The sequence below is a fragment of the Streptomyces sp. NPDC002643 genome (genome assembly GCF_053592555.1).
In genome coordinates this window covers 213057-229989 of the sequence record NZ_JBSFVY010000012.1, presented here as the reverse complement: position 1 = coordinate 229989, position 16933 = coordinate 213057, and the positions used below count along the sequence as shown (strand labels likewise).

Below are 16933 nucleotides of genomic sequence, written 5' to 3'. Positions count from 1 at the left end.
CCACGGTGGTGGAAACCGGGCCCGGTCCGCGTGGGTCGGCTCAGCGTTCGACGAAGTCCCAGTAGCGGGTGATCGCGGCCTCGTCGATGTCCGGGACGGCGACCCCCAGGTCGCGCAGCCGCTGAAGCGTCCTGTCGTTCTCGAACTCCAGGGTCGGCCGCCGCAGGTCCGGCGCGTTCCTCGCGTGCTCTTCGAGATACGCCTGGTAGGGCAGGATCGGCAGGTCCTGTCCCCGTTCGCTCGCGCGCCGCAGACGGTGCAGCCACTCGGTGAGCGGGACCGGTTCGGAGACCGTGCCGTGCAGCCGGTCGTACTCACTCATGAAGTCACCGGCTCCGACCGTGCGCGGGTGGTGGAGGTGGTGCACACGGGCGGTCCCGGTCCCGGTTCCGGTCCCCGTCAGGATCAGCCCCACGACGGCGCGGGCCAGGACATCGACGGGGAGCAGCGCCTCCGCCAGATCCGGTCCGACCGGATGGCAGCCGAGCGCGGCGCAACTGGTGAGCAGCCGGGAGAACATGTCGTCCGGGCTGACGGCACCGGTCGAGGTGTGCGCCCAGACGCGGCCGAGCCGGTGGATGCCGCCCGTGGCTCCCCGTTCGAAGGCACGCTCCACAAGCCGGTCCGCGACCCATTTGCTCGCCGCGTACCCGCTCCCGAACGGGTGCTTCTCACCGTCGATCGGTGAATCCTCCGTGACCAGCCGGGAGTTCCGGCCCTGGCCGGGCCCGAACACACCGAGGGTGGAGAGGTGGTGGAACGCCTTCGGCCGGCCTTCGGCGGCCAGGCGCAGCAGGGTCCGGGTGCCCTCCACGTTGGCCGGTTTCAGCCGGGTGTACGGCGAGAGGTGGTGGACGTGTGCGCCGCTGTGCACGATCGTGTCGACCCGCTCGCGCAGCTCCGCCCAGTCGGCGGGGGCGAGGCCGAGGTCCGCTGCCGCCAGGTCGCCCCGGACGACATTCAGCCGTGGGTTGTCCGGCGTCGTCGGGCCGAGGTCTATGCCGTAGCGCCGTATGGCCTTGGTCAGCCGCTCGTCCGCTTCGGCGTCCGTCCGCGCGCGGACGAGGCAGTGCACCCGTGCCGATGTGCTGTGCAGCAGCTCGGCGAGGAGGAAGGCGCCGACGAAACCTGTGGCTCCGGTCAGCAGAATCTCCCGGGGGCCAGCGGTGTACGGAGCGGGCGTGAAGCGGAGGGTGGGGCTCAGGTCGGCTTCCGAGTCCGGGACCCATGACGTGGTGTGCGGGGTGTCCTCCGTGAGGTGGTGGGCCAGGGCTGCCGGGGTCGGGGCTTCGAGAAGTGCGGAGAGGTTGAAGCGGATCGCCAGGGTGTCGCCGATGCGGCGGGCGAGGCGGGTGGCGAGCAGGGAGTGGCCGCCGAGGGCGAAGAAGTCGTCGTCGGGGGAGACGGTGGGTACGCCGAGTGCCTCGGCGAACAGGGTGCAGAGGTGAGCCTCTTGGGGGGTTCGGGGGGCTCGGCCTGTGCCGGTGGTGGTGTCCGGCGGGGCTGGTAGCGACCTGCGGTCGAGCTTGCCGTTGGGGTTCAGGGGGATTTCGGGGATCTCGATGATGGTGGAGGGGATGAGGTGGGTGGGGAGTGTTGTGGCGAGCTTGGTTCGTAGGTCGTCGGGGTTGAGTGGGGTGCGAGGGGTTGTTTGTTCACTGACGGTCAGTGGGGGCCGGTCGCGCCCCGCGGCGAAGCCGCTGATCGATGCTGCCCCGCGCCCCTTACGGGGCGCTGCTCGTCCGGGGGTTCCACGTGGCACTACGTAGGCGACCAAGCGTTTGTCGCCCGGGCGGTCCTCTCGGGCTATCACCGCCGCCTGGGCGACTTCGTCCAGTGCTGTCAGGGCCGATTCGATCTCGCCGGGCTCGATCCGGTAACCCCGGATCTTGACCTGGTCGTCTACTCGGCCGGCGTACTCCAGTACCCCGGCGCGGTTCCAGCGGGCGCGGTCGCCCACTCGGTACATGCGGGTGCCGGGTGGGCCGTAGGGGTCGGCGACGAAGCGTTCGGCGGTCTGGGCGGGGCGGCCGGCGTAGCCTCGGGCCAGGCCGGTGCCCGCCAGGTACAGCTCTCCCCAGACGCCGTCGGGGACGGGCTGGAGGTGGTTGTCGAGTACGTAGACGCGTGCGCCCGCGATGGGACGGCCGATGGGTACGGGGCCTGCGGGCAGGTCGTCGGTCGGTTCCAGGCGGTGGACCACGCAGCCGACCGTCGCCTCCGTGGGGCCGTACTCGTTGATCACCACGGCCTCGGGGTGCTTCGCGCGCCATGTCCGCAACGCCGTGCCGTCCAGGGCCTCTCCGCCGATCACCAGGTTGGCGGCGTCGCTGACGCTGTCGGGCAGCGACTCCAGGAGCTGTAGATGGCTCGGGGTGACCTTGAGCAGGTCGGGGGTCGGCGTGCTCTCGTCCAGGTCCGCGAACCGCACCCGGCCGCCCGTGATCAGCGGGGTGAACAGCGTGGTCACCGGCATGTCGAAGGCGAGGGAGGTGTGCACCAGGGACTCGCCGGACGCGGCCGGGTACATCGCCTCGGCCTCGCTCAGATACGCGGCGAGCGAGCCGTGTTCGACGACCACTCCCTTGGGGCGGCCCGTCGATCCGGAGGTGTAGATCAGATAGGCGGCCTGGTGGGGGTGGACCCGGACGCCGAGGTCGTCGGCCGGGCCGGTGTCCGGGGCGGCGGCCAAGGCCTCCTCGTCGAGGACGATCCCGGCGCCCGCGTCGGCGGTCAGCGCCTCGATGCGCGCCCGCGGGTTCGCCTGGTCGATCGGCAGGTACGCGGCGCCGGTCTTCAGCACCGCGAGCAGCGCCACGACCACCTCCGGACGGCGCGGCAGCACCACGGCCACGACCGTCTCCGGTCCGGCCCCGAGCGTGATCAGGTGCCGGGCGAGCCGGTTCGCGCGCCGGTTCAGCTCGTCGTACGTCAGCTCCGTACGGTTGGCCACGACTGCCAACGTGTGCGGCGTCCGCGTCACCTGGGCCTCGAACATCTCCGGCAGCGATGCCTTCGGCAGTGGCCGGGCCGTCTCGTTGCGGCGGACGAGGGCGTCCTCGCGTTCGGCGGGGGTGAGCAGGGGCAGGGCGCGCAGGGGGCGCGTCGGGTCGGTGGTCGCCTCCTCCAGCAGGCGTAGGTAGCGGGTCGCGACGCTCTCGGCGGTGGCGTGGTCGAACAGGTCGGTGGCGTACTCGACCGTTCCGGTCCAGCCGCCCTCGGCGGTCTCGGTGAGCGACAGGGACAGGTCGAACTTGGCGCGGTCGCCGGGTACGTCCCCGAGGGTCACGTCGAGGCCGGGCAGGGTGGGGGCGACGGGCTCCTGGTTGACCGTCAGCATGACCTGGAACAGGGGGTGCCGGGAGCGTGAGCGGGCCGGGTTGAGGACCTCGACCAGGTGCTCGAAGGGCACGTCGGTGTGGTCGTACGCGGCCACGTCCGCCCGGCGTACCCGGTCGAGCAGTTCCTCGAAGGTCGGGGCGCCGGAGGTGTCGGTGCGCAGCACGAGGGTGTTGGTGAACAGTCCGACGAGGTCTTCGAGCGCGGTGTCCGGGCGGCCCTCGACGGGCGTTCCGATCACGATGTCGTCGCCGGCGCCCAGCCGGTTCAGCAGGGTGACGAGCGTGGCGTGGAGGACCATGAAGGCGCTGGCGCCCCGGTCGCGGCCGACCGTGTCGACGCGGTCGCGCAGTGCGGGCGGCACGGTGAAGGGGACGGTTCCGCCGCGCTGGGAGGCGACGACGGGCCGGGGCCGGTCGGTGGGCAGTTCGATCTGGTCGGGGACGCCGGCCAGCTCGCGTGTCCAGAAGTCGACGCGGTCGGCGGGCAGTTCCCGCTCCCACAGCGCGTAGTCGGCGTACTGGACGGGCAGCGGGGCCCAGTCGGGGGCGTGGCCGGCGAGACGGGCGGCGTAGGCGGTGGAGAGGTCCTCGGCGAGGGGGCGCATGGAGGCGCCGTCGCCCGCGATGTGGTGCAGGAGGAGGAGCAGGGCGTGCTCGTGCCGCCCGTCGGTGAACAGCACGGCCCGGATGGGCGGTTGGTGGTCCAGGGAGAAGGGCGTCCCGGCGGCCTCCGCCAGGGCCGCGTCGAACTCGGCCGCGTCGTACGACCGGACCGCGAAGCGCGGCTCGGTGTCGACGAGGACCTGATACGGCCCGTCCAGCGCTTCCGGCGCGCCAGGCATGCCCGGCCCGCCAAGCCCGACCGGCCCGCTCAGCCCGTCCGGCCCGCCCGGCGCGCCTGACCCGTCCGACCCGTCCGACCCCACAGGCCCGTTCGACCCGTTCGGCCCTTCCGACCCGACCGCCCTGCTCAGCCCGTCCGGCCCCACGGACCCCATGGACCCCGCAGACTCCACCGGCCCCTCGACGATCACCGTGCGCAGCACCTCGTGCCGGCGGACCAGGTCGCCGAAGGCGGCGCGCAGGGCGTCAGGGTCGAGGGTGCCGGTCATCCGGAGGACGACGGGGATGGTGTACGTCCGGGCCGGGCCGTCGAGGCGGTCGAGGAACCACATCCGGCGTTGCGCGGCCGACAGGGGCACCCGGTCGGGCCGTTCGCGTCGGACCAGCGGGGGCCGGGAGGGCCGTGTCGGGCGGTCGGACAGCAGGTCCGCGAGGCCGGCGGCGGTCGCGTGCTCGAAGACCTCCCGGATGGACAGCTCCGCGCCCAGGTCGGCGCGGACGCGGTTGACCAGCCGGGCGACGAGCAGGGAGTGGCCGCCGAGGTGGAAGAAGTCGTCGTTGGCGAAGACCTCGGGCACCCCGAGTACGGCGGCGAAGAGGTCCGCCACTCGCCGCTCCAAACCTTCGGCGGGCGGCCTGCCCATGCCCTCGGCGGTGAGGTTCGGCGCGGGCAGCGCCCTGCGGGCGATCTTGCCGTTGGCGGTCAGCGGCAGGGTGTCCAGCGGGACGAAGGCGGAGGGGACCATGTAGTCGGGCAGGGCGCGGGCCGCGACGGCGCGCAGGGCGGCGGGATCGGCGGGCCTGCCCGGCTCCGGCACCACATAGGCGACCAGGCGCTTGTCGCCGGGCCGGTCCTCTCGGACCACGACCACGGCCGCGTCGATGTCGGGCTGGGCGGTCAGAACGGCCTCCACCTCGCCGAGTTCGACACGGAAGCCCCGGATCTTCACCTGGTCGTCGACGCGGCTGACGAACTCCAGGCGTCCGGCCGCCGTCCAGCGGGCCAGGTCGCCGGTGCGGTACATCCGGGAGCCGGGCGGGCCGTAGGGGTTGGCGACGAAGCGTCCCGCGGTCAGGCCGGGGCGGCCGTGGTAGCCACGGGTGACGAGGTCACCGGCGACATACAGTTCGCCGGTGGTGCCGAGGGGCGCCGGGCGCAGCAGCGCGTCCAGCACGTACATCCGGGTGTTCCAGGCGGGGGTGCCGATGGTGATGACGCCGGAGGGGACCTGGTCGCCGGGTTCGATGCGGAACAGGCTGCAGCCGACGGTCGTCTCGGTCGGGCCGTACTCGTTGAGGACGGTCGTGCCGGGGTGCCGGGCCCGCCAGGCGTCCAGGACGTCGCCGAGCAGCGACTCGCCGCCGAGGACGAGTTGGCCGCTCGGGGAGTACGCGTCGGGCACGGCGCCCAGCAGATGCAGATGGCTGGGGGTGGCCTTGACGAAGTCGGGCCGGGTGACCGGCGCCTCGGGGTCGGGGCCGCTCGCGCTCCAGCGGACCAGTTCCACGCGGCCACCGCAGATCAGCGGGCCGAACATACCGGTGGCGGTGAGGTCGAAGGCGACGGGCGAGTGCACGAGGACCCGGCGGCGGATGCTCTCGTACTCGTGTGTCGCCCACGCCAAGTACGCGACCAGCGACCGGTGTTCGACGACGACCGCCTTGGGCCGGCCGGTCGACCCGGAGGTGAAGATGACGAACGCGGCATTCTCGGGACGGCGTTCGACGCCCGTGATCGGGGCCCCGGACTGCCTCGCGATCGCCGGATCGCCGGGCAGGACCGTCGGGACGTCCGACACCGAGGCGACCTTCTCCACGAGGCCGGCCGTGGTGACGACGGCGACCGGCGCGATGTCGTCCAGCATGAATCCGAGCCGGTCGGCGGGGTGGGCGGGGTCCAGCGGCAGATAGGCGGCACCGGACTTCAGGACCGCCAGCAGGGTCACCGGGATGTCCTCGGACACCGGCAGCAGCACGGCCACGAACCGCTCGGGACCGGCGCCCAGTTGGACGAGGTGCCGGGCCAGCTGGTTGGCGCGGGCGTCGAGTTCGCCGTACGACAGCTCGGTGCCGCCGTACGCGACGGCCGGGGCCGACGGCGTACGGGCCACCTGGGCCTCGATCAGATCGGTGAGGGTGCCGGACGGCAGCTCGTGGGCGGTGGCGTTCCACTCGGTGAGCAGCAGCCGCCGCTCCTGATCGCCCACGACGTCGAACTCCCGCACCGGGCGGGCCGGTTCGGCGGTGAGGGCGGCGAGCAGGCCGGTGAAGCGCTCGGCGATGCGTGCGGCCGTGTCGCGGTCGAACAGGTCGGTGGCGAATTCGAGGATGCCCTCGATGCCGCCCCCGATACCGCCCTCGCCCCCGCCCTCCGCCCGCTCGCTCAGGAAGAACGACAGGTCGAACTTGGCGGACGGGGAGGCGACCGGCAGCACCCGCCCCCGGACGCCCGGCAGGCTGTCGACGAGGTCGTGGACGGCCTGCTGGTCGGCGTTGTTCCAGTTGAGCATCGTCTGGAAGAGGGGGTGCCGGGTGGTGGAGCGCACCGGGTTCACGGCCTCCACGACCCGTTCGAAGGGCACGTCCTGGTGGGCGTAGGCGGCCAGGTCGGCGGCCCGTACGCGGCGCAGCACCTCCGTGAAGTCCGGGTCGCCGGTCAGATCGGCGCGCAGGACGAGGCTGTTGGCGAAGTAGCCGACGAGGGGGGCGAGGGCGTCGTCGGTGCGGTTGGCCACGGGTGAGCCGAGCACGATGTCGTCGCCAGCGCCGAGGCGGTGCAGCAGCACGGCCAGGGCCGCGTGCACGGTCATGAACACGGTCGTGTGCCGTTCGCGGGCGATCCGGACCAGCGCCTCGTGCACCTCGGCGGGCACGGAGAACGCGACCGTGTCACCCCGGTGGGTGGGCACGGCGGGCCGGGGCCGGTCGAAGGGCAGCTCCAGCTGCTCGGGCAGCCCGGCGAGAGCCGTGCTCCAGTGGGCCAGCTGCCGCGCGAGTTCACTGTCCGGGTCTTCGGCGGAGCCGAGCGCGTCCCGCTGCCACACCGCGTAGTCGGCGTACTGGGCCGGGAGTTGGGCCCAGCTGGGCTGTTCGCCGCGCACCCGGGCCGTGTAGGCGGTGGCGAGGTCGCGGGCCAGCGGGGGCATGGAGGCGCCGTCGCCGGCGATGTGGTGCAGGACGAGGAGGAGGACGTACTCGCCGTCGCCGAGGTCGAACACCGTGGCCCGCAGCGGGGGTTCGGCGGCGAGATCGAAGGGGACGCGGACGGCGTCGGCGAGGCGGGCGTGGAGCGCGTCCTCGTCGATCCGTACGACGGCGGGCGACGGCAGGGCCGACGGCTCCAGAACCACCTGGTGCGGGCCGTGCTCGTCCTCCGCGAAGACCGTCCGCAGCGTCTCGTGCCGCAGGGCCACATCCGTGACGGCGGCGGTGAGCGCGGCCACGTCGAGGTCGCCGGACAGGCGCAGCGCGACGGGCAGGTTGTACGTCGGGGACGGGCCCTCGAAGCGGTGCAGGAACCACAGCCGTTCCTGCGCGTACGACAGCGGCAGGCGGCCCTCGCGGGGCAGCGCGACCACGCCCGCGCGGCGCGGCCCGGCGGCACCGATCCGGGCGGACAGCTTCGCCACGGTCGTCGCCTCGAAGAGCACCGACAGCTCGACGTCCGTGTCCAGGGCGGCGCGGATACGGCTCGCCAGGCGGGTCACCAGCAGGGAGTGGCCGCCGAGTGCGAAGAAGTCGTCGTCGATCGACACCTCGTCGACGCCCAGCACCTCGGCGAACAGACCGCACAGGATCTCCTCCTGCGGGGTGCGCGGCCCGCGCCCGGAGCCGTGCGCGAGGTCCGGCACGGGCAGGGCCTCGCGGTCCAGCTTGCCGTTCGGGGTGAGCGGCAGTGTCTCCAGGGCGACGACCTGGGCGGGGACCATGTACTCGGGGAGCCGGGCGGCCAGGCGGTCGCGCAGCTCGTCCAGGTCCACCGTCCCACCGGTGACATCGGCTGCGGGCACGACGTACCCGACGAGCCACTGCCCGTGCACGGCCGCCGCGGCTTGGGCGACGGCCGGGTGGTCGGCCAGCGCGTCCTCGATCTCGCCGAGTTCGACGCGCAGCCCGCGCAGCTTGACCTGGTCGTCGGCGCGGCCCAGGTACTCCAGCTCGCCGTCCGCCGTCCAGCGCGCCACGTCACCCGTGCGGTACATCCGGGAGCCGGGCGGGCCGTAGGGGCTCGCGACGAACCGTTCGGCGGTCAGGGCGGCCCGGTCGAGATAGCCGCGCGCCAGCTGGACGCCCTCGACGTACAGCTCTCCGGGCGCCCCAGGGGCGACGGGCGCCAGGGCCGAATCCAGCACGTACGCACGGGTGTTGGCGACGGGGCCGCCGATCAGCACGGTCTCGGTGTCCGCCGGGGCGGCCCACGCGGTGACGTCGACGGCGGCCTCGGTCGGGCCGTACGCGTTGAGGAGCACGGCCCGCGAGCCCTCGTGGAAGCGGCGGACCAGTTCGGCGGGCAGTGCCTCGTCACCGGAGACGACCAGACGGACGGAGGCCGGCAGCCGGGTCTCGGCGAGATAGGCGCCCAGCATGGACGAGCTGAGGTGGACGACCGAGACGGACTCCTCCCGCATCAGCCGCTCCAGGTAGAGCGGGTCGCGGTGGCCGTCGGGCCGGGCGACGACGAGCGTGCCGCCGTACATCAGGGTCCAGAAGACCTCCCACACCGACACGTCGAAGCTCACCGGCGTGGACTGCGACACCCGCTCGGCGGCGATGAGTTCGTGGTCGCGCTGCATCCAGTACAGCCGGTTGGCCATGCCCGCGTACGTGTTGACGGTGCCCTTGGGGCGGCCGGTGGAGCCGGAGGTGTAGATGACGTACGCGGCGTTGTCCGCGTGGGCCGTCACCCCCGGGTTGTGCGCCGGTCCGTCGGTGTCGGCTCCGATCCGCTCGAAGCCGTCCACGTCCCGGTCCGAGACCAGCAGCCGGGCGCCGGAGTCCTCAAGGATGTACGCGATGCGGTCGGCCGGGTAGCCGGTGTCGATGGGCACGTACGCGGCGCCCGTCTTGAGCACCGCCCACAGGGCCGTCATCAGGTCCACCGAGCGCGGCAGCATCACGGCGACCCTCGACTCGGGGCCGACACCCCGCGCGATCAGGGCGTGCGCGAGCCGGTTGACGCGGGCGTTGAACTCGCCGTACGTCACCCGCTCACCCTCGAAGCGGACGGCCTCGGCGTCCGGGTGCCGGGCCGCGTGCGTCTCGAACAGCTCGACCACGGAAGGCTGTTCGTCGAACCGTACGGCGGTGTCGTTCCAGCCCTTCAGCACCTGGGCGCGTTCGCCGGAGTCGAGGACGTCGACCTCGGAGAGCCGCAGCGCCGGGTCGGCGGTGACCTTCTCCAGGACGCGGACGAAGCGGGCGGCGAAGCTCTCGGCGGTGCGCCGGTCGTACAGGTCGGTCGTGTACTCCAGGCGGCACAGCAGCCCGTCGCCCTCGACATGGCAGTCGAAGTGGACGTCGAACTTGGAGGTGCCGCTGGTCACCGGGCCGGGTTCGGCGTGCACGCCGGGCAGGTCGATACGGGCCTCGGTAAGGTCCAGCCAGGCCAGCATCACCTGGAAGAAGGCGTGCCGGGACCGGGACCGCTCCGGGTTCAGCTCCTCCACCAGGCGTTCGAACGGCACCCCTTGGTGGGCGTAGGCGGCGAGGCCGGTCTCGCGGACGCGGTCCAGCAGGTCCTCGAAGCGGGGGTCGCCGGAGGTGTCGACGCGGTAGACGAGGGTGTTGATGAAGACGCCGACCACGTCGTCGAGGACCGAGTCGGGCCGGTCGGCGATGACACCGCCGAGCGGGATGTCCTCGCCCGCGCCGAGCCGGGTCAGCAGCGTCGACACGGCCGCCTGGAGGATCATGAACGGGGTGGTGCGGGTGCGTCCGGCCAGGTCGAGGATGCGTTGGTACAGCTCGGGCCGTACGGAGAACTCGACGTGGTCGCCACGGTGGGTGGCCACCGCCGGGCGGGGCCGGTCGCCGGGGAAGGTGACCTCCGGCGGAAGGTCGTGCAGCGTCTGCTTCCAGTGGTCGATCTGGCGGGGCAGGTCCCCGGCGAGGGTGTCGCGCTGCCAGACCGCGAAGTCGGCGTACTGGACGGGCAGTTCGGGGAACTCGGGCGCGTTGCCCGCGAGCCGGGCGCGGTAGGCGGCGGACAGGTCCTCGGTGAACGGGCGCAGCGAGGCGCCGTCCGTGGCGATGTGGTGCACCACGAGGAGCAGGATGTGGGTGTCCGGGCCGGTCGGGTAGAGGGTGGCGCGCAGCGGCAGGTCGCGGGCCAGGTCGAAGGGCCGGGAGGCGGAGGCGAGCAGGTCGGGGGTGGGGCCGGCGTCCCGTACGACCTCCATGGCGAAGGGGGTCTCCGGGGGGAGGACGAGCTGGTACGGGCCGTCGTCGTCCTCCAGGTACAGCGTGCGCAGGGCCTCGTGGCGGGCGACGAGGTCGGCGAGCGCGGCACCGAGGGCGTCCGCGTCCAGGGGGCCGGTCAGCCGGACCTGGATGGGGATGTTGTAGGTGCCGGAGCCGCCCTGGAGCCGCTGCAGGAACCACATGCGCTCCTGCGCGAACGACAGCGGCACGCGGGCGGGCCGCTCGTCCGCCGTGATCCGCTTGGCCTGCGGGCCGATGCCCGACAGCCGCTCGGCGACCCCGGCGACGGTCGGCGCGGCGAACACGTCCCGCAGGGACAGGTCCACACCGAACTCGTCGCGTACACGGTGGACCAGCCGGATCATCAGGATCGACGTGCCGCCGAGCGCGAAGAACTCGTCGTCGACGCCGACCTCCTCGACGCCCAGGACTTCGGCGACGATGCCGCACAGGGTCTCTTCCTGCGGTGTGCGGGGCGCCCCGCCGCCGGTCTGCCCGGCGCTCTCCGGGGAGTCGGTCGGGTCGTCGGCCCGCTCACCCATGATCAGCAGCCGGTCCGCCTCGGGCACGGCCGCCAACTCACCGGTGGATACGGCGAGTTCGGACGCCGCCACCTCCCCTAGCAGCCCGGTCAGCAGGTCCGCGAGGCGGGTCATGGCCTCGGGGCTCATGGCGCTGGTGCGGTGACCGAACAGCAGCCTCAGCCGGTCGCCCGGGAAGACGTAGAGGCTGGCGGTGTAGTGGGTGCGCTCGGCGAGGTCGGCGTGGGCGAGGCGCAGGCCGCCGGCCTCGATGCCGTCGGTCGTCGGGTAGTTCTCGAAGAAGATGATCGTGTCGAACAGCGACTCGAAGCCGGTGGCACGTGTGATCGTCGCCAGGGAGGCGTGCTGGTGCGTCCGCAGCGCCTGCTGGTCGCTCTGGATGCGGGCCAGCAGCGCCGCCAGCGGCTCGTCCCGCTCGATCCGGACCCGGGCCGGAAGTGTGTTGATGAAGGGCCCGATCGTCGACTCCGCGCCGGGCAGCTCCGGCGGGCGCCCGGAGAGGGTCGTGCCGAACACGACGTCGTCCCGCCCGGTCAGCCCGGCCAGCAGCAGCGCCCACAGGCCCTGGAAGACGGTGTTGAGGGTGAGCCGGTGCGCACGGGCCACGGAGGTCAGGGCGTCGGTCAGTTCCTCGGGCAGGACGACCTCGTGGAAGCCGTAACCCTCCGGGGTGTGCCCGGGAGGGGCGATCAGGGTGGGCGCTGCCAGACCGTCGAGCCGCTTCCGCACCGCCTCGGCGGAGGCGTCCAGGTCCTGTTCGGCGAGCCAGGCCAGATAGTCGCGGTAGGCGGGGGCCGGGGGCAGCTCGCCGCCGCAGTCGCGGTCGCCACCGCCGCCGTACAGCGTGAACAGCTCGCGGACCAGCAGCGGCAGGGACCAGCCGTCCACCAGCAGGTGGTGGTGGGTGACGACGAGGCGGTCGCCGAGGGCGGTGAACCGGATCAGCGGGGGCCGGACGACGCTGAAGCCGCGCGCCCGGTCACGGGCGAGGAAGTCCTCCAGTTCGGTGCCCTCCCGTTCCTCCTTCCACGCCACCTTCACATCGGCGGGGACGATCTGGACGGGGGCGCCCGTCGGGCGGGTGCGGAAGCCGGCGCGCAGATTCGGGTGCCGGTGGAGCAGCGCGCCCGCGGCGGCCTTCATCCGGTCGCGGTCGTAGCCGCCGTCGATGTCGAGGACGAGCTGCCCGACGTACGGGTCGTCGGGTTCGTACAGCGCCAGGAAGAGCAGGCCCTCCTGGAGCGGGGAGAGCGGCAGCACGTCCGCCGCGCCCCGGAACTTGTCCAGTTCCTCCTGGGTGATCCGTACGAGGGGCACGTCGGAGACGGTGAGGCCGCCGCCCCGGGTGTGCGTGGCGAGTTCGGCGAGCGCCCCGGTCCACGCGTCGGCGAGGGCGCGGGCGTCGGCGTCGGTGAGGACGCCTTCCGGGTACGTCCATACGGCGGTGAGTGCGCCGTCACGGACGTACGCGTCGATCTGGAGGGTGTGGGTGAGGGCGAGGCCGGGGTCGGCGAGGAGTTCCACGGCCGTCATCGAGTCGGCGAGGTGCCAGCCGCCGAGGGCGTGCGCGTCGAGGCGGCCCAGGTAGTTGAAGGAGATCTGCGGGGCCGGGAGGTCGGTGAGGTGATCCCGTAGCGGGGCGTGGCCGCGTCCGCCGTGCGGGACGGCACGCAGCTCCTCCTTGGTGCGCTTGATGAGGTGGGGGCCGGTCTCCGTACCGGCGCCCAGGCGCACCGGGTGGATACGGGTGAACCAGCCGACCGTGGTGGACACGTCCAGCCCGGCGGGCAGATGGTCGCGGCCGTGGCCCTCCAGGTCGACGAGGACGGCGCCCTCGCCCCGGTGCCGCTGGACGGCGGCCGAGAGCGCGGCGAGCAGGATGTCGTCGGGGGTCGCCCGGTAGGCGGCGGGCAGCGTCGTCAGCAGGGTGTCGGTGAGGTCGGCGGGGACGGTGACGGTGACCGTGCGGGCGGTGCCGTGGACGTCCCGGGCCGGGTCGAGCGGGCGGGCGCCGAGTACGGGCTCCTCGGTGGACAACCGCTCGGTCCACAGCGGGAGTTCGGCCCGCGTGTCCGGGTCGTCGGCGAGGGCGGCGAGGTGCTCGGCCCAGCGGCGCAGGGAGGTGCCCGCCGGGGACAGGGCCGGGGCACGGCCCTCGGCTCCGGCCGCGAGTGCTTCGGCGAGGTCGGTGAGGAGGATGCGCCAGGAGACGCCGTCGACGACGAGGTGGTGCAGGACGAGGAGGAGGGTGCCGGGGGTGGACGGGCCCGCGTCGCACCAGACGGCTCGGACCATCTCGCCGTTCTCGGGGGAGAGTTGGCGGCGGACGGTTTCCCGGTGCGCGGACACCTCACCGTCCTCCACGCGTACGAGGCAGTCCTCCGCCCGGACCGCGCCCACCGGCCTGATCTCCCGGCCGTGCGTGCGCAGGGCGTCGTGGTGGTCGAGGACCCTCTGGAGGGCGGCGCGCAGTCCGTCGTACGACAGGCCGGGCTCGGTGGTGAGCAGCAGGGACTGGGCGTATCCGGCGGTGGGGCCGCCGCGTTCGGTGAGGCGCCGCTCCATGGGGGTCTCGGGGAAGGGGCCGACCGGGTCGTCGTCGGGGGCGGGGGCGTCGGCCGGGACCGTGTGGCTCGCGGCGGCGAGGCGGGCGACGGTCGGGTGGTCGAAGACGTCCTGGGGAGCGATGTCCAGGCCCCGGCGGCGGGCGCGGCCGGACAGCTGGATGGCGTGGATGCTGTCCGCGCCCAGCAGGAACAGGTCGTCGTCCACGCCCAGTCCGGGGCGGCCGAGCAGTTCGGCGGCGAGGGTGTACAGGGTGCGTTCGGCGGGGGTCGAGGGCGCGCGTCCGGTGGTGGGCTCGGCGGGGGCGGGCAGGGCCCGGCGGTCCACCTTGCCGTTGGGGGTGACGGGGATCGACGGCAGGGTGAGGACGGACACCGGCACCATGTGGGCGGGCAGCCGGTCGGCGAGCCAGGCACGCGGGTCGGTCTCGGGGCTGCCGGTGACGTACCCGGCGAGCTGACGGCCGCCGGCGGCGGTGTCGTGGACGAGGACGACCGCCTGTCGGACGCCGGGCGCCGACGCGAGGACAGCCTCGACCTCGGCGGGCTCCACCCGCTGGCCGTTGATCTTGACCTGGTCGTCGGTACGTCCGGCGAACTCCAGTTCGCCGTCGGCGCGGCGGCGTACGAGGTCGCCGGTGCGGTACATCCGGGTGCCGGGCGGGCCGTACGGGTCGGCGACGAAACGGTCGGCGGTCAGGCCCGGCCGGCCGAGGTAGCCGCGCGCCAGCTGGACGCCCGCGAGATACAGCTCGCCGGTGGCGCCGTCCGGCACGGGCCGCAGGGCCGCGTCGAGTACATAGGCGCGGGAGCCGGTGGTGGGCGTGCCGATGGTGACCGGTACGCCGGGGGCGCAGGCGTGGGAGGTGGCCGTCACGGAGAACTCGGTGGGGCCGTAGGAGTTGTGCAGCCGCGCCCCGGACAGGCGGTGGAAGCGGTCGGCGAGCGCGGTGGGAAGCGCCTCGCCGCCGCAGCTGACCATGCGCAGCGACTCGCTGGGCAGAGCGCTGTATTCGTCGAGGAACGGGCCCAGCATGGCCGGGACGAAGTGGATGACGGTGGCCCGCTCGTCGCGCACCAGCCGGGCGAGGTAGGCGGGGTCGCGGTGGCCGTCGGGGCGGGCCACGACGAGCGTCGCGCCCCGGGTGAGGGTCCAGAAGACCTCCCACACCGACACGTCGAACCCGATCGGCGTCTTGTGCACGACACGGTCGGCCGGGGTCAGCCCGTACTCGTCCTGCATCCAGGCGAGCATCGCGGCGATCCCGGCGTGGGTGACGACCACGCCCTTGGGACGGCCGGTGGTGCCCGAGGTGTGGATGACGTAGGCGGCGTCGTCCCCGCGCACGACGACACCCGGGTCCGTGTCCGGCTCGCCCGCGCCGAGGGTCGCCACGTTCGCCTCGTCGATGACGAAGCGGGCGCCCGAGTCGGCGAGGAGGTAGGCGATCCGGTCGGCCGGGAGACCGGGCTCCACGGGTACGTAGGCGGCGCCCGCCTTCAGGGTCGCGAGCAGGGCGACGATCAGGTCGGCCGAGCGGGGCAGTACGACGGCCACCCTGGCCTCGGGGCCGACTCCGGCGCGGCGCAGGGCGTGGGCCATGCGGTTGGCGCGGGCGTCGAGTTCGCGGTAGGTGAGGCGGTGGGTGTCGAAGACGAGGGCTTCGGCGGTGGGGGTCCGGGTCGCCTGTTCCGCGAACAGGGCGACCAGGGAACGGGGGTCCGTGGGCCGACCGGTCTCGTTCGTCGTACGGCCGGGCCCGTTCGTGGTGCGGTCGACGTCGTTCGTGGTGCGGTCGACGTCGTTCGTCGTACGACCCGTCTCGTTCCAGGCGTGGAATCGCTCCCACTGCTGGTCGTCGAGGAGGTCGATCGCGCCGATCGGGAGGTCGGGGCGCTCGGTGGCGGTGTCCAGCAGGCGGAGGTAGCGGGCGCGGTGTTCGGCGGCCGTGTCGGGGGCGTGGCGGCCCGGGTGGGCGTTGAGGACGATCTCGATGCCCTCGCCCTCGGGATCGCCGAACGCGTGCAGCGCGAGATCCCGGACGGGGCCGGAGGCCAGCTGGTGGGCCTCCGCCTCGACGGTGCCGAAGAACACTCGGGGTGAGGCGAACGACAGGACGTTCACGGAGGGCCCGCCGAGGCTGCCCGGCTGGGCGGCGGCGGTGAGATCGCGGCGCAGCCGCTCCTGGGGGTAACGCTGGTGGCGGGTCGCCTCGTTGAGACGGGCGGCGACCCGGTCGAGGAGGTCGGCGAAGGTCGTGGAGCCGTCGACGGGGACGCGCAGCGGGACGTCGTTGACGAGCATGGCGGGTGTCGCCAGGGCGTGCGGGCTCAGCCGGGCCGCCATGAACAGCCGGACGATGACGTCGTGGGCGCCGGTGACCCGGTGGGTGTAGGCGGCCATGGCGGCGATCACCGGGAGGGACCAGCGGGCCCCGGAGAGGCCGCGCAGCCGGTGGGCGACGTCCGGCGACAGTCGGCCGGTCACGCTGGGAAGGCTGGGGGCGAGGTCGGTGGCGCCGGAGGTTGATTGTGGGGTGCCGGTGCCGAGTTCCGTGGAGTCCGGCAGGTCGGCGAACTCGGCCCGCCAGTAGGCGCCGTCGCGTTCCCGGCGGCCGGAGGTGCGGTAGGCGTCCTGCTCGGCGATGACCTCGTCCAGGGTGGCGAAGCCGGAGGGCGGCGGCTCCTCACCGGCGGCGAGCGCGGTGTACGTCTGGAGCACCCGGCCGCAGTGGAGGACCTGGCCCCGTCCGTCGAGAAGGATGTGGTGGTAGCCGAAGTGGAACCAGTGCCGCTCGGGCCCCAGCCGCAGCAGGGTGTGCCGGAACAGCGGCCCGCCGTTCCCGTCGAGGGCGATCGGCCGTACCTGGAGGGCGTCGATCCGGGCCAGCGCGGCGGCGTCCGGATCGGGCTCGCCGCTCACATCGGCGTACGCCAGCTCGCCCGTCACGGACGGGTCCAGGACCTGCCGTACGTCCTCGCCGTTCTCGCCCGTCTCGTGGAAGCGGACCCGGAGGGCGTCGGTCTCGGCCACCGACCGGGCGACGGCCGACGCGAGCAGGTCGCGGTCGACCGGGCCGGGGACGTCGAAGTAGATGCCGCAGGTGTACATCGGGCTGTCGGGGGCGAGCCGCTGGGCGACCCACACGCCGTGCTGGGCGGCGGTCAGCGGCAGGCCGGGGTGCGCCGCGCCGGTGTCCTGCTGGTGCTCCTCGTACCGCAT

Annotated in this window: 1 protein-coding gene; it reads right to left on the bottom strand. The window is 73.4% G+C overall.

What is annotated here, in order from left to right; all coding sequences use genetic code 11:
- Nucleotides 1–40 precede the first annotated feature (40 nt).
- The gene (locus ACWD4G_RS20280; RefSeq protein ID WP_451295225.1) at nt 41–16933 is read right to left on the bottom strand and encodes an amino acid adenylation domain-containing protein; all 16893 of its coding nucleotides are present in this window, start codon (nt 16931–16933) and stop codon (nt 41–43) included.